Source organism: Janthinobacterium sp. GW460-12-1-14-LB5 (genome assembly GCF_059423585.1).
The window spans coordinates 1-19,263 of record NZ_JBWKYD010000021.1 but is presented as its reverse complement, the minus strand read 5'-3'; the positions used below and the strand labels follow the sequence as shown (position 1 = coordinate 19,263).

Below are 19,263 nucleotides of genomic sequence, written 5' to 3'. Positions count from 1 at the left end.
GTCAGATGGCTCACTGATAGCTCATCGTGAACTGCATTTGCCCCTTTACCGTGCCGGCCGTCACCGGCCCCGTCGAGATGTATTGCACTTTCAACGCGATGGCCATGGTGCTGGCCGACGCGCCGACCAGCCACTGGTTCGTATTGCCCGCGTCCGGCAAGGCCGGTCCATATTTCACGGGGCCGCCGCTGTTCGACACGCGCAGCTTCACGCCTTGCGCGCTGGAATCGGCCGTGAGGTTCAGGTTGCTGGTGGTGGTGTCGGCACCATTCATGTCCGTCAAGGTGATGTAGACGTTCACGCCGGCCGGGCAGGACGAGAGATCGATGCTGAAGGCGGTGTCGCCCGCCGCCGTGCCGGCCGGGTTCAATGCGCTTGCCTTGACGGCCGGCAAGACCACGCTCGCTGGCGCGCTCAGCGTGCACGTGGCGCCATTCGCGATGATCGTCGTGCTGCCCAGATAAATCTTGACGTCGGTCGTCATGGTCGTCGAACCACCGCCGGTGCGGTCGTTGCTGCCCAGGGAAGCCAGCTCAATCGTGGGAATCGGGCCGCCCACGGTCACCGGCGCGGCGGTGGTGACCAGCCGATACCTGAACCCGAAGGAGCCGCTCGCCAAGGTGCTGGTATACGTCAGGGCGGGCTCGACGAAGGGCACATAATAGTTAATTCCGCCCGTGTAGCCCAGCCTGGAGATAAGGCCGTTATAGTTGTCGGGACCAAGGTAGGTCGTGTCCATCACTTCGATGCCGATCCCCGCGATGCCGGTATCCCATACCCACGTGGCGGGCAAGCTGATGGCGGCCCGCGACGGGGTAATGCCCACGTTGTAGCCGTGTATGTTGGGGAGGTCGGGGTTTGTAGAAGGATTCGCCGGGCACGTCCACGTTCCCGACGAAGTTTGCGTCGCACCGATCTGCGTGCCCACCGGCGCATTGCGCGGCACCGTCACCGTGCCGAAGGTGATCGTCGTGGCAGCGGGGGTGATCGTGCAATTCTTCGCCTGCGCCGGCGCGCTCAAGATCAGGCCGGCACAGCTGGCGGCCCACACGAGCGGCACACCGGACAATTTCTTGCTAAAGTAGCATGAAAGCAGGCTGTTCATTGTATTGTTCCTCCGTTGGACCGCCGCGCCATTGCCTGGCTTGCCATGACGCCCTTCGCACGGCACACGGCGTCGATATGCGCATACGCGCCCCTGTCTTCGCCCTTGGGCGGCAGGCGATACGCGAACGCGCATTGCTCGTCGGCGGCGTCGCCCCATTTCGCCGTGAGCATGCCCTCGTCGGCCACACCGCGCACGAAGATGCGGCTGTTCTGGCCGATCGCGCCCACGCCTTGCCCCTGCGCGTCATACACCGCCGCGCCGAAGGGCAGCGCCGCGCCGTCCGGCAAGCGGGCCGCGATCACCGCCGCCCGGCCCGTCAGCGTGTCGAAGCGCAGCATCACCACCGCATTCGCGCGCGGCGCCACCTGCTGGCTGGTGGACTTGAATTCGACGTCGAGAGGCATTCCGTTCGGATCGATGTCGACCGTGTTCAGGCTGTACGGCGACAAGTATGGAATCACCGCATAGCCGAAGCCGTCGATGCGCACGCCGGCCGCATTGCTGACGCGGGCGCCAGTCGCGCCTTTCGCCTCGACTACGGCTATCGTGTCGCCCAGGTTGTTGGCCAGGGTCACGCCGCCCGGGTGCGCGACGATGGCGCCCGTCACCCCCGCCGACAGCTGCGAATACGCCGCGCCGCCGCTGGCGCTGGCGGAGAAGGTCGCGTACGGGCTGCGATACTGGCCGTTCGCGCCAACCGTGCTGGAACCCGGCGCCCGATTCGCCATGACGCCGTACGTGTAGGCGTTATCCGCGCCGGCCGAGCCGTTCAGCATCGCCTGCGCGGACGAGCCGTTTGTATTGTTGTGCATGAGAAACGTCGACAAGGCCGGCGCGTGCTCGTCCGTGCCGAGCGGCAGCGACACGCTGGCGAAGGCCTGGCTCTGCATTTGTCCCGTCAGGCCGTTGCGCTGGCGCGACAGCGACACGTTGTAGCTGAGGCTGGTGCCGAGCGCGCGCCGCGTATTGTTGTAGCCCAGCTGGAACTGCACGGTGGCGCCGCCCCGGTTCCAGTAATCCTGCGTCGACGCCAGCACATAGGCATTGCCCCAGCCGTCCGCCAGGCTCTGGTTCATGGTCAGTTGCAGCTGGTTGCGCCGGCGGCCGACGGCACCCGGGTCGCGTCCCGCGGCCGCTTCGCTGCGCGCCAGCATGGCGTCGCGCAAGGCCCAGAAGCCGCTCGACGAGTAGCGGTAGGCGGCCAGCGCAAAGTTGGTCCCGGTGGCGGGCAGCAGTTTGCTGTAGCCGAGCCGCACGCTCTGGCCCGTGGTGCCGTCCAGGCCGCGAATCCGCGCGCGTGCGCCCGTCACGTCGACGGCGACGGCGCCTGCGGGCGTGTTGAACGCCGTGCCCAGCAAGCCGGCCAGGTAGCCATCGGCAACGATCATGCCCGCATACGCGGTGAGAAAATTGCTGAAGCCGTGCTGCACCGTGCCCTGCAGCAGATGGGGGCGTCCGTTCGACTGCGCGTCGCGCAACTGGCCGGCGGCGACGTGGAAGCGCGTGGTTCCTGGGCGCAACAATTGCGCCACCGACGCGTACGGCACGGGAAAACCGTGCACGCTGCCGTCGGCTTCCGTTACCGTGACGAGCAGGTCGCCGCCGTAGCCGGTGGCGTACAAGTCGTTGATTTCAAAGGGGCCTGGCGCCACGGTGGCCTCGTACAGCTTGTTGCCGTTCTGCGTCACGCTGACGCGGGCATTGCTCAAGGCCACGCCGCGTATCAGCGGCGCATAGCCGCGCAGCGAGCCTGGCAGCATGCGGTCGTCGCTGGCGAGGGCCACGCCGCGTATGCCGATGCTGTCGAACACGGCGCCGTCGGTGAAGGCATCGCCGAGCGTCAGCTGGCTGCGCAGGGCGGGCAGCTCGTGCTGCAGGTAGGTGGCGATGTTCTGACGGCTGCGCTGCCCGCCCGTCTGCCACGTCAGCGCGGTATTTTGCCGCAGGTGCCAGCTGCCGAGATTGACGCCGCCGTTCAGGCCCAGGTAGGTCTGCGTGCCCGCCGCGCCGGCGCCGGCCACGTGAAAGGTATTCAGGCTGTAGCCGAGCGTGGCCGACGCGACGCCTTCGTCCCAGAATTCCTGGCTCACGTAGCCTTGCGGCTGGCGCAGCAGCGAGGCTTGCGGAATGCCCAGGTCGAGCCGCAGCTCGGACAGGTCGAACGCTTGCGTCGCGCCGTCGACCAGGTCGGCTAGATTCGCGCAAGAGTCCGCCCGGGGGGGCCGCCAGTGCGGCGCGCGCCGGGGCGGACAGCTTCTCCAGGTCGAGACCCAGGCGCGCGGTCGCGGTCCTGTCCAGGCACGGCGTGGCGCTGGCGGCGCCCGCATGCGTGACGAAACGCAGCGCATCGTGGCCCACCCAACGGCCGTTGACGTACAGGTCGACCGTGTAGGCGCCGGGCGGCACCGGATTGCCGCGCGCGAAACGCGCCACGTCGACGCTCTGGCCCTGCGGCTTCATCAGGAAATCGCTGTTGAATTGCACTTCGGCAACATCGGCCACCGCGGGCGGCGCGGCGCAGGCGGGCGGGGCGCCCCATGCGGCGAGCGCGCCCAGCAGCACGGCGTGGCCGCGCCTGAGCGCAAGCCGCGTTCCGGCACGCGGGGGCGCAGACTGTTCCCGGGTACGCATGGCTTACTCGGTCGTGCCCTTGCGCAGGGCCTTGCCGCTCACGCCGGCGCCATAATCGTTGATATAAGTGTAGTCGACCTGCGTGGGCACGGCGGCGCGCGGCGCGGCGTTGCCGAGGTCGAAGTCCGCGCTGGTGCCGGGGGCCAGCATGGCGCCGGTGTCGTTGCTCCAGCTCGCCAGGCCGTCGGCAGCGGTGAGCTTGCTGAACGTCACGTGGTACGGCGTGGGATTATTGCCCTCCAGCACGTAGCGGCCATTCTCCAGGCGCTTGAAGCGCCAGCGCACGAGGGCGGCGGCATCGTCCGCCTTGCCCGGCAGTCCCGTGGGACGGAAGAACAGCTTGATGCGCGTGCGGAACGCCAGTTGCAGGAAATTCGGACTGTCCCCGTTGGCGGCGGCGCCGGCGCGCGGCGGCACTTCGAGCACATTGAGCCAGAACAAGGATTCCTTGTCTTGCGGCAACGGTTCCTGCGTGTAGATCAGGCGCAGGCTTTGGCCTTTCTTCGGATCGAGGCGGAACAGCGGCGGCAGCAAGGTGAACGGCACTTTCGACTCGTCCGGCAGGGCGTTCGGATTGCCCGTATCGAGCCACGCCTGCACCAGTCCCGGCGCATTGCCTTCATTGGCCAGCTTGATGGTGACTTCGCGGTCGCTGGCGCGATAGATCACGCGCGTCGCGCCGATCACGACAGACGCATGCGCGCCCGCCATCATGCATGACAAGGCGAAAACCGCAATCGTTCTGGATAATTTGTTGCGCACTGTCATTTTGCCATCGCGTATCTTGTAATTTTAATTACATATTGCATTCGTATTTCGTTCTGTCTCTTCGCCAACCGGCGCATTTTCGGGGCACCGCTTGACACCGCGTCAATTCCTGATGGTTACTGGTAGTTACTGGTAGGACATCGTGTACATGACGGAGGTACTGACCGTGCCGACACCGGCCGCGCCGCCGCTCGCCACGTACTGGGCGAAGTAATTGAGGGTGGCCGTGTTGCTGGCGATCACCATGCTCTGCGAGTTCTGCGCCGCCTGTGCCGCGCCCAGCACGATCGCGGTGGTGGCGTCGGAGTTGAGCAGGCCGATTTGCACCTTGGTCGCCGTACCCGCCGCATTTTTCAGCCGGCCCGTCGCCGTATCGATGGTCGTGCCTGCTTCGAAATAGGCTGACACATTGCCCGTGGCCGACGTGCAGGCCGTCAGCACGATCTGGAACGGCGTGCGGCCCGCCGTCGCGCCGTCAATCGAGAGTGAGGAGGCCGAGACCGGGGGCAGTGCGACGGTGAAGTCCTTGCCGGCGCCGCCGTTGATGGTGCAGGTCTGGGCCGTGACCTGGCCCGTGAAGGTGATGGTGCCGTCGGCAGCGTGTGCAAGGGCCGGCATGGCGGAGGCGGCCGCGATGAGCGCCGCCAGGACGCCTGAGCGCGCGAATGTCATAGATATCCTATCGAGTAGTGTCGTGTTGTAGTGAAAGGCGTTGGCATGGCGGGCGCAGTTCCAGGCAAGGCAAACGCGGATGAGCTGCCCATGAAACCGGCGCCGTCGATAAACAAGTATATGGACGTACTTTTTGTTGCGCATGTAACTAGTTGAAGTTGTTGTTGCGGCGCGTCGGCTGATGGCGCCGTCCGGCCCGGGCGGCGTCAACATGCGCTGGCGCGGCAGTTGTTGCCGGTTTTCGGGCCGGCGCGGGGCCGGAAATAGCGCGGGGTGCCCTGTTTCACGCAGAGTTCATGCATAAAATGCCCATTGTGTGGCACACTGCGCGCTCGCATATCATCGTTGTCGCGGGAGCGCATGAGCATCATCAAACAATTTCCTTTCGAGTGGCAGGTCGGCGTGCGCTACACGCGCGCCGGGAAACGCAGTGGCCGCAACAGCTTCATTTCCTTCATCTCCCTCATTTCCGTGGCCGGCATCGGCCTGGGCGTGGCCGCCCTGATCGTCGTCCTCTCCGTCATGAACGGCTTCCAGAAGGAAGTCACCGACCGGCTGATGTCGGTGCTGGCCCACGTCGAGGTGTTCGACACGAGCGGCTCCATGCCCAACTGGCAGGCGCAGGAGCGCGCCGCCTACGCCAACCCGCAAGTGAAAGCCGTGTCGCCGTTCGTGGAAACCCAGGGCATGCTGCTCAATGACGAAACCATGCGCCCGTCCATCGTGCGCGGCGTGCTGCCGCAGCAGGAAGCCACCGTTTCCAGCGTGGCCGCCCAGATGAAGCAGGGCAGTTTCAAGGATCTCACGCCCGGTTCGTACAACATCGTGCTGGGCATCGACCTGGCCAAGGCGCTGGGCGTGCAGGTGGGGCAGAACGTGACCCTGATGCTGGAGCGCGAGCCAAGGGCCGGCGACCCGGCCAACGGCATCGTCATGCCGCGCATGCGCGCGCTCAAGGTGGCTGGCATCTTTGAGGCAGGTCATAATGAACTCGATGGCAGCCTGGCCTTCGTCAATATGGCTGATGCGCAGCAGCTGCTGCAGCTCGACGGCCCGTCCGGCCTGCGCCTGCGCCTGCACGACATGAACCAGGCGCCCCAGGTGGCGCGCGAACTCAAGGCCTCGATGCCGGGCCAGCTGTGGATGCGCGACTGGTCGCGCGCCAGCGCCAGCTGGTATGCGCTGGTGCAAAGCCAGAAGAACATGATGTTCATCATCCTCAGCATGATCATCGCCGTGGCCGCGTTCAACCTGGTCTCGACCCTGGTCATGTCGGTCACCGACAAGCAGGCCGACATCGCCATTTTGCGCACGCTGGGCGCCTCGCCGTTCTCCATCATGAAGATTTTCATGATCCAGGGCGCGCTGGTGGGCTTGCTGGGGAGTGCCCTGGGCGTCATCGGTGGCGTCGTGCTGGCGCTGAACGTGGGCGTCATCGTGCCCTTCATCGAAGGCATCTTCGGCCTGCACTTCATTTCCAAGGAAATCTACCAGATCAGCGCCGTGCCGTCCGACGTGCACTGGCTGGACGTGGCGCAGATCGGCCTGATCGCCTTTGGCCTGGCGCTGGTGGCGACGATCTACCCGAGCTGGCGCGCCGCCAGAGTCAAGCCGGCCGAGGCGCTGCGCTATGAATAAGAAAATCAGCCCCAAGGCAGAACCTGGGGTCGGACCCTCAGGGTCCGACCCCGGCACTTCGCTGTTGGGTCAGTACGGTGGCATGTCGCTTATACAAGAATCAATCACCTCACAAGCATGTTAAAAAATCTTCCCTTCGAATGGCTGGTTGGCCTGCGCTACACGCGGGCCGGCAAGCGCAGTGGCCGCAACAGTTTTATCTCCTTCATCTCGCTCATTTCCATGGCCGGCATCGGCCTGGGCGTGGCGGCGCTGATCGTCGTGCTGTCCGTGATGAACGGCTTCCAGAAGGAAGTGACGGACCGCATGCTGTCCGTGCTGGCCCACGTGGAAGTGTTCGACAACAGCGGCAGCATGCCCGACTGGCGCGCCGAGGCGGCGCAAGCCTTCAAGAATCCCGCCGTGAAGGGCGCGGCGCCGTTTGTGGAAACGCAAGGCATGCTGCTGCGCGACGATGCGCTGCGTCCCGCCATCGTGCGCGGCGTGCTGCCCGAGGAAGAGCCGAACGTCTCGGACGTGGCCGGCCAGACGCGCATGGGCAGCTTCAAGGCCCTGCAGCCGGGCACCTTCAATATCGTGCTGGGCATCGAGCTGGCGCGCGCCTTGCGCGTCAACCTCGGCGAAAAAGTGACCTTGATGCTGGCGCAGGGCCAGGTCACGCCGGCCGGCGTGCTGCCGCGCATGCGCAGCTTCACCGTCAGCGGCATCTTCCAGGCGGGCCACAATGAATTCGACGCCGGCCTGGCCTTCATCAATATCGAAGACGGCCAGCGTTTGCTGCGCCTCGACGGCCCGTCCGGCCTGCGTCTGCGCCTGGCCGACATGAACCAGGCGCCGCAAGTGGCCGCCGAATTGAAGAAATCCATGCCGGGCGACCTGTGGCTGCGCGACTGGTCCAAGCTGAACGCCAACTGGTTCGCCGCCGTGCAGACGGAAAAGCGCATGATGTTCATCATCCTGACCCTGATCATCGCCGTGGCGGCCTTCAACCTCGTCTCGACCCTGGTGATGACGGTGACGGACAAGCAGGCCGATATCGCGATTTTGCGCACGCTGGGCGCCTCGCCCCGCTCCATCATGAAGATCTTCATGATCCAGGGCGCGCTGGTGGGCATCCTGGGCACGATCCTGGGCGTGGGCGGCGGCGTGCTGGTGGCCATGAACATCGACGTCATCGTGCCCTTCATCGAGCATTTGCTGGGCGTGCAGTTCCTCTCCAAGGACATCTATTTCATCAGCACCGTGCCGTCCGACCTGCGCTGGCCCGACGTCACCAAGATCGGCGTGCTGGCCGTGATTCTCGCCTTTTTGGCGACCCTGTACCCAAGCTGGTGGGCCGCCCGCGTCAAACCTGCGGAAGCCCTGCGCTATGAATAAACCACTGACTACGACCATGACCGATCTGAACAAACCTGCCTCCAACGGCGCCACCGCCGATTCTGCCGTCCTTAGCTGCCGCGGCCTGGGCAAGACTTTTACGCAGGGCAGCTACAAGGTGCAGGTGCTGGCCGGCATCGACATCGACGTCCACCGCGGCGAGCGCGTCGCCATCGTCGGCGCCTCCGGCTCGGGCAAGTCGACCCTGCTGCACCTGCTGGGCGGCCTCGATACGCCCACCAGCGGCAAGGTGACCCTGCTGGGCAAGGATTTCGCCACCCTCAGCGAAAAGGCGCGCGGCGACTTGCGCAACGCCTCGCTGGGCTTCGTTTACCAGTTTCACCACCTGCTGCCCGAGTTTTCCGCGCTCGACAACGTCGCCATGCCGCTGATGATACGGCGCATGAAGCGCGCCCCGGCCACCGAGCTGGCGCAGCAGATTCTCACGCGCGTGAACCTGGCCAAGCGCGTCACGCACACGCCGGGCGAGTTGTCGGGCGGCGAGCGCCAGCGCGTGGCCCTGGCCCGCGCCCTCGTCACGCAGCCGGCCTGCGTGCTGGCCGATGAGCCGACGGGCAACCTCGATCACGCCACGGCCGAACAGATCTTCGACCTGATGCTGGAACTGTCGCGCACCCTGGGCACGGCCTTCGTCATCGTCACGCACGATATCGAACTGGCCAGGCGCTGCGACCGCGTGCTGCGCCTGACGGACGAAGGGCTGCAGCCGTACCAGTACTAAGGAGCCGCCATGTGGATCGACACGCACTGCCACCTCGACGCGCACGAATTCGGCAGCGAATCGCCGCAGGTGGCGGCGCGCGCGGCCGCGCAGGGCGTGGCGATGATCGTCGTTCCTGCCGTCGAGCGGGCCAATTTCAGCATCGTGCGCGATCTGGCGGCAACGGCGCCCAATGCCTGCTATGCGCTCGGTATCCACCCGATCTACGTGCCGCACGCCACGGAAGACGACTTGATCGCCCTGCGTGAAGCCGTGGCGCTGGCCATGAACGACGCGCGCTTTGTCGCCATCGGCGAGATCGGCCTCGATTTCTTCATTCCGATGCTGTGCGAACCGGCCATGCGCATCAAGCAGGAGCATTTCCTGCGCGAGCAGCTGAAGATCGCCCGCGACTTCGACTTGCCCGTGCTGGCCCACGTGCGCCGCTCGCAGGACATCGTCCTCAAGCACGCGCGCCAGATCCGCCCGAATGGCGGCATCGCGCATGCGTTCAACGGCAGCTTCCAGCAGGCGCAGGGCTATATAGCCCTCGGTTTCAAGCTCGGTTTCGGCGGCGCCATGACCTTTACGCGGGCCTTGCAGATACGCCGCATGGCCACGGAATTGCCCCTGGACGCCATCGTGCTGGAGACGGACGCGCCCGACATTTCCCCCGCCTGGATCCACCCGGGCCGCAACAGTCCCGAAGAATTGCCCCGTATCGGCGCCGTGCTGGCCGCATTGCGCGGCCTTGATATTGCGCAAGTGGCGGCTGCGACCAGCGCCAACGCGCGCGCCGTGCTGTCCCGATTACCCTTGATGGAATGAGACCATGAACAAGAAAATGCTCGCGGGCGCCCTGGCAGCCTGCCTTTCCAGCGCGTTGGCGCCCGCCCTGGCGGCCGTCAATGCCCAGTGCGACGGCATGCCGCGCCTCGACGTGACCACGCCGGCCGGTTTTTGCGTGGCCGTGCTGGCCGACGGCCTGAAATTCCCCCGCGGCGTGCTGCCGCTGACGAACGGCGACATCCTCGTCACGGACATGGCGGGATGGACGCCGAAGCAGGGCAAATTGTGGCTGTTGCAGCGCAAGGCGGCCGGGCCGGGCTACGAGCGCAAGCTGCTGCTCGACAAGCTCGATCGCCCGAACGGCATCGTGCAGGGGCCGGACGGCCTGGTCTACGTGGGCGAGGTGGGGCGCATCTTCCGCTTCGACCTGCGCGATCCCGCCCGCGCCACCACCGACATCATCGGCGGCACGGCAAAGACGCCGCGCCTGCCGGGCCTGGGCTTGCACCTGCTGACGAACATGCGTTTCAGCCCCAAGGGCGACCTGTACGTGAACGTGGGTTCGAGCACCGACCATTGCGAGAACGATGGCAAGGCGCCCGATCCGGCCAAGGCCTGTCCTTCGGCGGAAGGCCTTGAGGCGCTGGGCGCCATCCGCGAATACACGATGGCCTGGCCGGCCGGCACGGTGACGAGCTGGCGCACGCACGCGCGCGGCTTGCGCAATTCGATGGCGCTGGCCTTCCACCCGGCCACGGGCGAACTGTGGCAGGCGGAAAACGCGCGCGACGCCATCCAGGCCGCCATGCCGCAACTCAAAAGCGACGAAAACCTGCCGCATGAGGAGCTGAACCTGATCAAGGCCGACCGCCACTACGGCTGGCCATACTGCTACGACGACAATGTGGCCAGTCCCGAATACCCGAAGACGGCTTGCGACGCCCAGTATGCGGCGCCGGAGCGTCTGCTGCCCGGCCACGCCGCGCCGCTGGGCATGACCTTTTATACGGCCAGCCGCTTCCCGGCGCTGTACAAGAATAGCCTGATCATCGGCTACCACGGCTACCGCAGCAACGGCCACCGCCTGGTGGCGCTGCTGCCCGACAAGGCCGGCGCGCCGCTGGGCAAGTCCGTCGAGTTGATCGGCAACTGGGAGCGCAAGGGCAAGCAGGGCAGGGGCGCGCCCGTCGACGTGAAACAGGGCCAGGACGGCGATATCTACATGGCCGATGACCATAACGGGCTGGTGCTCAAGCTGCATTATGCGGCGGCCAAACCGTAAGGGGGCTGCGTGCGGCTCGGCATTCTCATGCATGGAATACCATGTCATTCTGAGGCACCAATGTCGGGTGCCCTGGGCCGCTCTTCCATGACCGATTGAAGATAGTGCATGGTGACTTCTTTACGTTTTTTCAGGCGGATCTCCATTTTCCGAAGTGCCGGCGCTTGCGATATCCGTTCTGTTTTTCTTCTTGTTAAGTCCAGAATCACTCTTAGGAAAAATCGCTTAATGATGTGTAATCGGTGGAGTTTCTCGGCTTCAATATCATTGCGCACAATACTCTTTGCCGCATCGATAGCGTGATCGAGGTCGGATAGCGCTTTAACACACTTGGCAAGCACCCCGAGAATTTCCTGGTCATCCACCCGCATTGCGAGCTGAAGCATGTTCTGGAAGCCGTCAAACAGCGTGATAACGGCCGTTCTGAGGTTGCGCAGGGCGTCATTCCTTATTTTTGTTTCGACTTCATAGCCAGTTCTCCAGGCATCCAGTTCGGCCCGTTGTCGTTGCAGCTTCTGAGAGTATTGATAGTTCAGTCTATTCTGCTCCTCGACAAGTTCCTGCTGTTTCCTTTCAAAATCATGTCGCTCATCCTGAAGTTTCTTGGCGTGCTGCTGTTCAACATTCGTTAGTACTAATGAAAATTTTTGCCGCTCGGTTTCAAATAGCCTTTCTTTTTTGAAAACCAGCACAAAAAGTATCAGATTGCCAATCAGTACAATTACCGCTGCGGCGATAGTGGAAAAATTCTTGATCTCCTCAATGCACATTGTCGTCAACCCGGTATAAGATTTAAATGCGGCGCTGTCTGGTGCGTTCAGGAGACGCAACGCCGGTGGCGAGGTATCCCGCATAGGGAATGAGATCAGAATAGGTCGTATCTGGTGGCGGTGGTAGAGCGCGGCTGGCACATGTTTGTTCCAGCTCAGTCATTGTCGTCACCCAGGCCGCTGGCGGCCGCCTTGCATTGATGTGGTGCAACGCCAAGGGCCGGAAGTCGCCCGTCTCCAAACTGTCCCCATCATTAGCGGGTAGCTGGCTTTCCTCAAGCCAATGCTTGACCTTGCTCAGTGCGGGGCTGCCGCATCCTCGTACAATCGGCCTGATGTTCCCTGCCGTGCAGGGGCGACGGGAGGCTGACGTGAAACCTGCATTCATCACGCTGCGCGAGAATTATTCGAGCGTGGCCGCCGTCGACCAGGCGGCGCTGTTCGGTGAAATCGGCTGGGACGATTTGATCGGCAAGGACAGCTTTGCCAACACCTGCGCCATCCGCGTCAGCCTGGCCCTGATCAAGGCGGGCATACAGCTGAAAGGCCGCATGGCGATTCGCAGGGGGCCGTTCAAGGGCGCGCTGATCGAACCGGGACAGGCCAGGCTGGCGCACATGCTGGCCAGCCCCGCGCTGTTCGGCGCGCCCGAAAAATTCGCTCGCGACGCGGCCAACGCCGGCATCGGCCAGCGCCAGGGCGTTGTCGCCTTCTTCCGCATTCCCGGTTACCTGGGCGGCGCGGGCGGGCATATCGACATCCTGCTGCCGTCCATCGGCGTGAAGGTGTGCGGCACCGAATGCTACTGGGATTGCGGCGAGGTCTGGTTCTGGCCAGTCAGCTGACGCTTATTTGAATTTCTTCGACCGCCCGCGCGAGGCCGCGTTGTGCGCGCGCAGGATGGAGTCGACCCGTTCGGACGCATCGCGCGACAGGTTTTGCGCGACCGCGATATCGGGGAAGAATTCGGGCAGGCGGTAGCTGAGCCAGGCGTACGCGGAATAGTAGCGGCAGGTGTCTTCCACCTGCTGCAGGTTCTGCGTGCCGCCGCCGTACGCGTGCTGGCGCAAGGTGCTCGTTTTTCCCTGCGACAGATTCTTCGCCCAGTGCTCCCACGCCGTCTGCAAGGACGGCACCTTGCTGGAGATCGGCACCAGCGACAAAGTAAATTTGTCGGCCACGGAAAGGGGCAGGGTGTCGAGCCAGACGGCGCGCTCCTTCTGGTCTTCCGTGATGCGCGGGAAGAAAAAGCCGTCCGGCACGTCGATATTGTGGATGAAGCGGCGCAGCAGTTTAGACAGCGACAGCTCGCCCGTCACGGACGAAATCCGGTGCAGGTGTTCCAGCGAGGGCGCCACGGCGAAGCCGCTGGTGTTCAGCGGGTGCAGTTTTTCCTTCAGCAGCGCGCGCATCACTTCATGCGTATCGTTGTCGTAGCCGGCCACCAGGCCCTCTTCATGCACGCCGTAGCGGCCCGCGCGCCCGGCGATCTGGCGCGCCAGCGCGGCCGAAATCTCTTCCTCTTCGCGGCCATTGTATTTGACGCAGGTGGTCATGACGATGCGCGCGATCGGCATGTTCAGGCCCATCGCCAGCGCATCCGTGCCGACGACGATATCGGCCGTGCCGTCGCGGAAGCGCTGCGCCTGCGCGCGCCGCACCTCGGGCGACAGGTTGCCGTAGACGGTGGCCACGGACAGCCCCGTCTCCGTGATCATGTCGCGCCACATCAGCACTTCGCGGCGCGAAAAGGCGATGACGGCGTCGCCGCGGCGCAGGTTGCGCACCTTGCGCACGGCCGTCGGCTCCATCGACAGGGGCGCCATGCGTTTCAATACATGTACTTCCAGCGGGCAGTCCAGGCGCTCGGCCAGCGCTTCGATGGCGCGCCGCGCTTCCGGCGCCCCCACCAGGTAGACGGTGTGGGCGGGCGCGCCGCAGACGGCCGCCGTCCACGCGGCGCCCCGGTCCGGGTCGGCCAGCATCTGGATTTCATCGATGACGGCCACCTCGACGACGGTTTTCGTATCCAGCATTTCCACCGTGCTGGCCACGTGCGTGGCGCCGTCGACGACCCTGCGCTCCTCGCCCGTGATCAGGCTCACGGCCAGCGGTTTGCCATGCGGCGCGGCGTCCTGCAGGCGTTCGTAGTTTTCCAGTGCCAGCAGGCGCAAGGGCGCCAGGTAGATGCCGCTTTTCGCCTTGACCAGTGCTTCCATGGCGCGGTGCGTCTTGCCGGAATTGGTCGGGCCCAGCAGGGCGATGAAGCGGCGCGGCAGGCGGCGCGCCATCTCGAACGAGGCCGGATACTCGGCCAGGTTGATGCTCTGGCGCGTGCGCGCCGCGTGCTGCTCCTCCTGCTGGCGCTCGATGGCGTGATTGAAGCGCTGGCGGATGCGGTCGAACACCATGCCGGCCGGCTCCGACGTCTGCATGTCGGCCAGCGTGTGCAGGAAGACCATCGGGTCCGTGTCCACGTCCTCGCTCAGGCCCGCGATATCGGCGACGAAATCGACCACATGCTGGCGCAGTTCCTCGAAGACGGCCGCACTGGCCCGCTCGCGCACCAGGGCCAGTTTGGTCTCGCGGTCCATCTTGCGCCACTTGGCCGGCCGCGCCAGCACCCCCTGCGCCGGCACGAGTGCATACGGCACCACCAGGTGGCCGGCCTTGACGACGCCGGAAAAGCGCACGAAGACGCGGCCTTCCATTTTCACCAGGCGGATATGCTCGGCCAGTTCCCCCAGTTCCGCGACCAGGGTGGCGTCGTTATTGTCTTCAGTGCTGTCGGAAAGGTCGGTGGAGGTATCGGGAGGAAGTGCGGAGGAAGTCATGTCGTGCCTGGGTGTTGAAGTAAGCGAGGCCGATTATACCGCGTGGCAATTGCGCTGACTCTAGCACCTTGCGGCGCAGCCGTGGCGTTGCACGGTGGCGCCGAAAGGAGGACATGACGGATGATAGGGAAAGAAAAAGCTAGAAAATCAAGGGGTGCCGGCTGGATTGGCAGGCGGCGTTGGGCGTGGCGGGATCGTTGCTCGCAGCGCATTAAATGCCGAGTGCAGCCTGGTGATCAACTGTGGTACGGTTTCTTTGAAGTAAATGAAAACGCCGGTGCCGGGGTGCGTAATTCCCAGGAGCATGGTGCCCTTGTCGTCCACTACCTGCTCCAGGTGCTGGTACATGCATTCGATATATTCCTCGAATTTTTTCAAGGGTAGGCCAATGCCATTGCTGAAAAAACCAGACGGCGCCGTGGTCAAGCTTCCATCGATATTATTGAGCAAGGTGTAAAAGGCATCGAAGGCGAGAGGCTTGCGTGCGTAATCGAGCGCATGCCAAGGTTTGTCGTTGAGCATGATGCCGTCCACGATGTCCTTGCGTGGTTGGCGTTGAGCAACAGCGTGGCCGTAAGGTTCAAATACCAGGAGACCGTTTTCCGGATAGCCCGCAAAATGGCCTACGCTGGCCAACAGTTCACAGTTGCTGTCATTGCGCAAATGCTGGTACAGCGCGTGACGGTGAGGCTTGCCCGTGATGCCGACTTCCTGGGCGATGCCGGCGCGGTCGGTCTTGAATTCCACCAGGAAGTAGCGAAGTCCGACTTGTCCCGCGAGATCGCCAAACTTGGCATCGAAGTCATTTTGGCTATTGCCCAGCAATACAGTGTCTGGAGCGAGACCCTCCGCGCCTTCCCGCGCGCCCCACAGACGGAAAAAGTGATGCGTATAGTGGCTTTCGTACATGATTTTCCTTGCAAGTAGTGAGGGGGCTTTTGATCATCGTACGCGGAAGCTTCTTGTATGCAAGAAAATTACGGCTCTTCGCCAGAGTAAGTCGCTTGATATTGACGCATCTCAACCAAGAGCTGATGAAGTGCCAGGCCTTGGCCGCACAGTCTATTCTTCCCCAGGCAGCACCTATTTCTTCGTGTCGGCATTTGAACGCAAGGCCGTATCATGCGCATGGGCATCCTTGGTTTTGCATGCGGTGCGGCTCTGCTGCAGATGCAGGCAGAATTGCCGGCCGTTGCCGGCTGGGTACTGTTGGGCTTGATGGTTGTCGCCTCCGGGTATGCCTTGTTGATGTGCCAATGGCAGTGGCGCCCGGGTGCCATCCATGGCTTGTGCTACGGCGCCGCCTTGGGCTACTTTTGGGCCGCCTGGCTGGCCCAGGCCGCCATGGCGCCGCAACTGGCGCTGGCTGACGAAGGACAGGACATCATCGTCACGGGCACGGTGGCCAGCCTGCCGTACCGCTTCGAGCAGGGCGTGCGCTTCAATTTTGCCGTGGAGAAGGCAGTTGGCGCGAAGGTGCCGCCTTTGATCGCGCTGTCCTGGTACGCGGGTTTTCGCGATGAAGTGACGAACGAGGTGGGCGACGTGCAGCCGGGCGAGCGCTGGCGGCTGACGGTGCGGCTGCAGCGTCCGCACGGCAACGCGAATCCCATGGGTTTCGATTACGAGGCATGGCTGCTGGAGCAGGGCGTACGCGCCACAGGCTATGTGCGGCCGCAGCCGCGCGCCGATACGCCGAACGTGCGCGTGGCCGCCTTCGTGCCCGCTTTCGGCAATGTGGTGGAAGCGAGCCGCGCGGCATTGCGTGCGCGCATAGTGCGCAGCCTGGAAGATAAACAGTATGCGGGCGTGATCGTGGCGCTGGTGGTGGGCGATCAGCGCGCCATCCCGCAGTCGGACTGGCAAGTGTTCAACCGCACGGGTGTAAGCCACTTGATTTCGATTTCGGGCTTGCACATTACCATGATCGCGGGCTTGTTCGCCTTGGGCGCAGGCGCGCTGTGGCGGCGCTCATTCTTTACCGACCGGCAACTGCCCTTGCTGTTGCCGGCGCAAAAGGTGGCGGCGCTGGCCGGTGCGCTGGCGGCATTTGTGTACGTGCTGCTGGCCGGCTTCGGCGTGCCCGCGCAGCGCACCTTGTATATGTTGCTGGTGGTGGCGCTGGCCTTGTGGCTGGGGCGCATCACCAGCATCGTCCATATCCTGTGCCTGGCGCTGGGCGTGGTCGTGCTGCTCGACCCGTGGGCCGTGCTGTGGCCCGGTTTCTGGCTGTCGTTCGGCGCCGTCGCCACCATGCTATACGCGACGGCGGGCCGCACCACGGCACGCTTGCCGGAGAACGCCGGCCGCTGGCGGCGCCTGCGCGCGGCCGTGGCGCTCGGCGCGCATACGCAATACGTGGTGACGGTGGGGCTGGTGCCGTTGACGATGCTGCTGTTTTCACAAGTCTCGCTGGTCAGCCCCGTGGCCAATGCGCTGGCCATACCCGTCATCAGCCTGGTCGTCACGCCCTTGTCCCTGGCGGGCAGCCTGCTGCCGGCGCCTTTGTCCGATGGGCTCTTGTTGCTGGCGCACGCCATCGTGCAGATGCTGGCGCAGGTGCTGGAGTGGCTCGGTGCGCGCCGCTTTGCCGTCTGGACCGCACCGGCACCGCCATGGTGGAGTTTTTGCTGGGCATTGTTCGGCACGGCCTGGCTGCTGGCGCCACGGGGATGGCCGCAGCGCTGGGCCGGCATGCTGGGCTGGCTGCCGCTGCTGACGGCCTTGCCATCGAGCCCGTCGCCGGGCCAGATGTGGATCACGGCCTTTGATGTGGGACAAGGCATGGCCGTACTGGTGGAAACCCACGATCACCGACTGCTGTACGACACGGGCCCCGCCTACAGTCTCGATTCCGACGGCGCCAGCCGTGTCATCGTGCCGTATCTGCGCGCACGGGGCATCAGCAAGCTCGACGGCGTGATCATCTCGCACAGCGACCTCGATCACGCGGGCGGTGCTATCTCTCTGCTGGAAAATATAGACGTGGGCTGGCTGGCTTCGTCCCTGTTCGATGGCCACCCGGCCGTCGAAGCCCGGCGCCAAGCCCGGCGTCCGTATCTGCATTGCGTGACCGGTCAAAGCTGGAGCTGGGAAGGCGTGCGCTTCGCCATGCTGCATCCCTTGCCCGCCAGCCACACGGACATTTCCCTGAAACCGAACGCCCGCAGCTGCACCGTGAAAATCACGGCCGGCAAGCATGCAATTATGCTGGCCGGCGACATCGAGGCGGCGCAAGAGGCGCAATTGCTGGCGCGCTCGGCCGAAGGCGATCTGGCGGCCGACGTGCTGCTGGCGCCGCATCATGGCAGCGGCACCTCGTCGACACCGGCATTTCTGAACGCCGTCCATCCGGCCCTGGCAATTTTCCAGGTCGGACACCGGAACCGCTATAAACATCCGAAGCCGCAAGTGTATGCGCGCTATGGCGACATGGGCATTGCGCGGCTGCGCACGGATGTGACGGGGGCGGTGGTGCTGGAGTTTGGGGAGAATATTAAAGTGTCATGGTATCGCACCCAACATGCTCGTTATTACTACGGCCACTGAACAGCAATATGGCTTTCTTTGTCTGGTATATAGATATTGGCTTGGAGAAAGATTCATGATTGCTTGAAATAAATCATAGCTTGCGCAGAATCCGTAAGCATGCCGACCGATAGACTTAACGGGTTTGCGGCCCCTAGCGTGCCATAGTATCGGGATATGCTGGTGACAGATGGCGGCATTGCATCATGATCGGTTCTTGTTCGACACTGAGGTAGCTGCAGTCGCTAAAGACAACGCCCTCGCGTTGTGAGAGGGCAAGGACTCCAATACCGTCATATATCCCCCAGCGGACTGTTTGGCGGCCATTTTTAGCAACAGCTATGTATTGCCTATAATTTTGAGATGGATTTTATGAAACTCACCACGCTACAATAGATTTTCCTTTGTACTCAAGATCCTGAATAGGTTGAGCTAGCCGAAGTAAATATTTTTCCTCTTTTGGTAAGGTGAAGATATTATCCTCCTTGATCAAGTGCAAACGTCTTGTTGCAGGCGCATTGATTGGTTCAAGAAAGCCAATCTCTATTCCAGATTTGTTTTGAAGTTCATAAGTGTCGCGGTTGTCCAAGACACAATTAAGTGATGTTATTGATGCCGAGGCCGTGAGAGAATTTTTGTCTTCCCAAGTAATGCTTCCGATGAATCTGCATCTGCCTGCTGAAAAGACAAGGTCCTGATTTTTAGATTTTAACGGCGATGAGTTTGAAAGTGCAATGACGTTAGTGAAGCCGTCCGGTGCATCTTCCTTCGTTAAGCTGGGGCGAGCAAAAGGAATCACCACTGCGAAATCAGCGCTTTCCGTAGTCGCGGTTGTACCTTCAATTTTTGCCTGATTAATCTTTTTTTCAATTAGATTGCTTCCAGGAATCAAGATAAAATTATCTCTATACTGCATTCCGAAATAAAATAGTACGGCGATCGAGGTCGCAGAAATGAAGAAGATTTTCCCGTATTGAGTTTGCTTGACTTTCCCTTCTGTATTAATGTACTGCTCTGTTTTTTTAACAAGATTTTCAAGTTCTTCTATTGAAAGGTTTCGTGCCATAGAAATCATGTCATCGACTGATATGATGTGTTTTTTTGGATCGAAATTAAATAAACCATCTGTCCTGAAGGGGTATTTA

General features: G+C 63.0%; 15 protein-coding genes and 1 pseudogene. 7 read left to right on the top strand and 9 right to left on the bottom strand.

Going from position 1 to position 19,263, the window contains the following annotated elements:
* Positions 1 to 10: 10 nt before the first annotated feature.
* From AC07X6_RS20855 to AC07X6_RS20835, 5 genes and pseudogenes are all read right to left on the bottom strand, one after another.
* Positions 11 to 1,105 carry a fimbrial protein gene (locus AC07X6_RS20855; RefSeq protein WP_494792223.1) on the bottom strand — a complete coding sequence of 365 codons (1,095 nt, stop codon included), beginning with the start codon at positions 1,103 to 1,105 and terminating at the stop codon, positions 11 to 13.
* On the bottom strand, positions 1,102 to 3,435 hold the full coding sequence (locus AC07X6_RS20850; RefSeq protein ID WP_494792222.1) for a fimbria/pilus outer membrane usher protein: 2,334 nt from the start codon (positions 3,433 to 3,435) through the stop codon (positions 1,102 to 1,104). Before AC07X6_RS20850 ends, AC07X6_RS20855 begins: the two co-directional genes overlap by 4 nt.
* Positions 3,422 to 3,568 (bottom strand): annotated as a pseudogene (locus AC07X6_RS20845) (FimD/PapC N-terminal domain-containing protein); the annotation flags it as partial. The gene AC07X6_RS20850 and the pseudogene AC07X6_RS20845, both read right to left, overlap by 14 nt.
* 174 nt (positions 3,569 to 3,742) lie before the next feature.
* Positions 3,743 to 4,426, bottom strand: coding sequence for a fimbria/pilus periplasmic chaperone (locus tag AC07X6_RS20840; RefSeq protein WP_494792221.1), 684 nt, complete (start codon positions 4,424 to 4,426; stop codon positions 3,743 to 3,745).
* A 207-nt stretch (positions 4,427 to 4,633) separates the two neighbouring features.
* Positions 4,634 to 5,179 (bottom strand): fimbrial protein, encoded by a 546-nt coding sequence (locus AC07X6_RS20835; protein WP_494792220.1) that lies wholly within the window; start codon positions 5,177 to 5,179, stop codon positions 4,634 to 4,636.
* A gap of 360 nt (positions 5,180 to 5,539) precedes the next feature.
* Between AC07X6_RS20835 and AC07X6_RS20830 the strand changes: the two genes are divergently transcribed.
* The 5 genes from AC07X6_RS20830 to AC07X6_RS20810 all read left to right on the top strand — a co-directional run bounded on the left by AC07X6_RS20830 (position 5,540) and on the right by AC07X6_RS20810 (position 10,986).
* Positions 5,540 to 6,817, top strand: coding sequence for a lipoprotein-releasing ABC transporter permease subunit (locus AC07X6_RS20830; RefSeq protein ID WP_494792219.1), 1,278 nt, complete (start codon positions 5,540 to 5,542; stop codon positions 6,815 to 6,817).
* Between the two features lie 117 nt (positions 6,818 to 6,934).
* On the top strand, positions 6,935 to 8,194 hold the full coding sequence (locus tag AC07X6_RS20825; protein ID WP_494792218.1) for a lipoprotein-releasing ABC transporter permease subunit: 1,260 nt from the start codon (positions 6,935 to 6,937) through the stop codon (positions 8,192 to 8,194).
* Positions 8,195 to 8,210: 16 nt separating this feature from the next.
* A complete protein-coding gene (lolD, locus tag AC07X6_RS20820; protein ID WP_070310878.1) occupies positions 8,211 to 8,936 on the top strand; it encodes a lipoprotein-releasing ABC transporter ATP-binding protein LolD in 726 nt (241 codons plus the stop codon).
* Positions 8,937 to 8,945: 9 nt separating this feature from the next.
* Positions 8,946 to 9,743, top strand: a complete 798-nt coding sequence (locus tag AC07X6_RS20815) for a TatD family hydrolase (protein WP_494792217.1) — start codon at positions 8,946 to 8,948, stop codon at positions 9,741 to 9,743.
* A gap of 4 nt (positions 9,744 to 9,747) precedes the next feature.
* Positions 9,748 to 10,986 (top strand): PQQ-dependent sugar dehydrogenase, encoded by a 1,239-nt coding sequence (locus AC07X6_RS20810; RefSeq protein WP_494792216.1) that lies wholly within the window; start codon positions 9,748 to 9,750, stop codon positions 10,984 to 10,986.
* Positions 10,987 to 11,030: 44 nt separating this feature from the next.
* Here AC07X6_RS20810 and AC07X6_RS20805 read toward each other — a convergent pair whose 3' ends face one another.
* Positions 11,031 to 11,897, bottom strand: a complete 867-nt coding sequence (locus tag AC07X6_RS20805; protein ID WP_494792215.1) for a hypothetical protein — start codon at positions 11,895 to 11,897, stop codon at positions 11,031 to 11,033.
* A 230-nt stretch (positions 11,898 to 12,127) separates the two neighbouring features.
* Between AC07X6_RS20805 and AC07X6_RS20800 the strand changes: the two genes are divergently transcribed.
* Positions 12,128 to 12,601, top strand: coding sequence for a T6SS effector amidase Tae4 family protein (locus tag AC07X6_RS20800; RefSeq protein ID WP_230539523.1), 474 nt, complete (start codon positions 12,128 to 12,130; stop codon positions 12,599 to 12,601).
* A 3-nt stretch (positions 12,602 to 12,604) separates the two neighbouring features.
* On the opposite strand, the gene AC07X6_RS20795 is transcribed toward AC07X6_RS20800, so the two are convergent.
* Together AC07X6_RS20795 and AC07X6_RS20790 are read right to left on the bottom strand one after the other, a co-directional pair.
* The gene (locus tag AC07X6_RS20795) at positions 12,605 to 14,590 is read right to left on the bottom strand and encodes a helicase-related protein (RefSeq protein ID WP_494792214.1); all 1,986 of its coding nucleotides are present in this window, start codon (positions 14,588 to 14,590) and stop codon (positions 12,605 to 12,607) included.
* 147 nt (positions 14,591 to 14,737) lie between these two features.
* Entirely contained in the window at positions 14,738 to 15,499 is a 762-nt protein-coding gene (locus AC07X6_RS20790; RefSeq protein ID WP_494792213.1) for a hypothetical protein, read from the bottom strand.
* 213 nt (positions 15,500 to 15,712) lie between these two features.
* Here AC07X6_RS20790 and AC07X6_RS20785 point away from each other — a divergent pair, with 213 nt between their 5' ends.
* Positions 15,713 to 18,139 carry a DNA internalization-related competence protein ComEC/Rec2 gene (locus AC07X6_RS20785; protein WP_494792212.1) on the top strand — a complete coding sequence of 809 codons (2,427 nt, stop codon included), beginning with the start codon at positions 15,713 to 15,715 and terminating at the stop codon, positions 18,137 to 18,139.
* Between the two features lie 358 nt (positions 18,140 to 18,497).
* Here the strand turns inward: AC07X6_RS20785 and AC07X6_RS20780 are convergent.
* Positions 18,498 to 19,263: hypothetical protein (locus AC07X6_RS20780; RefSeq protein ID WP_494792211.1), on the bottom strand; the 766-nt coding region annotated here is incomplete at its 5' end.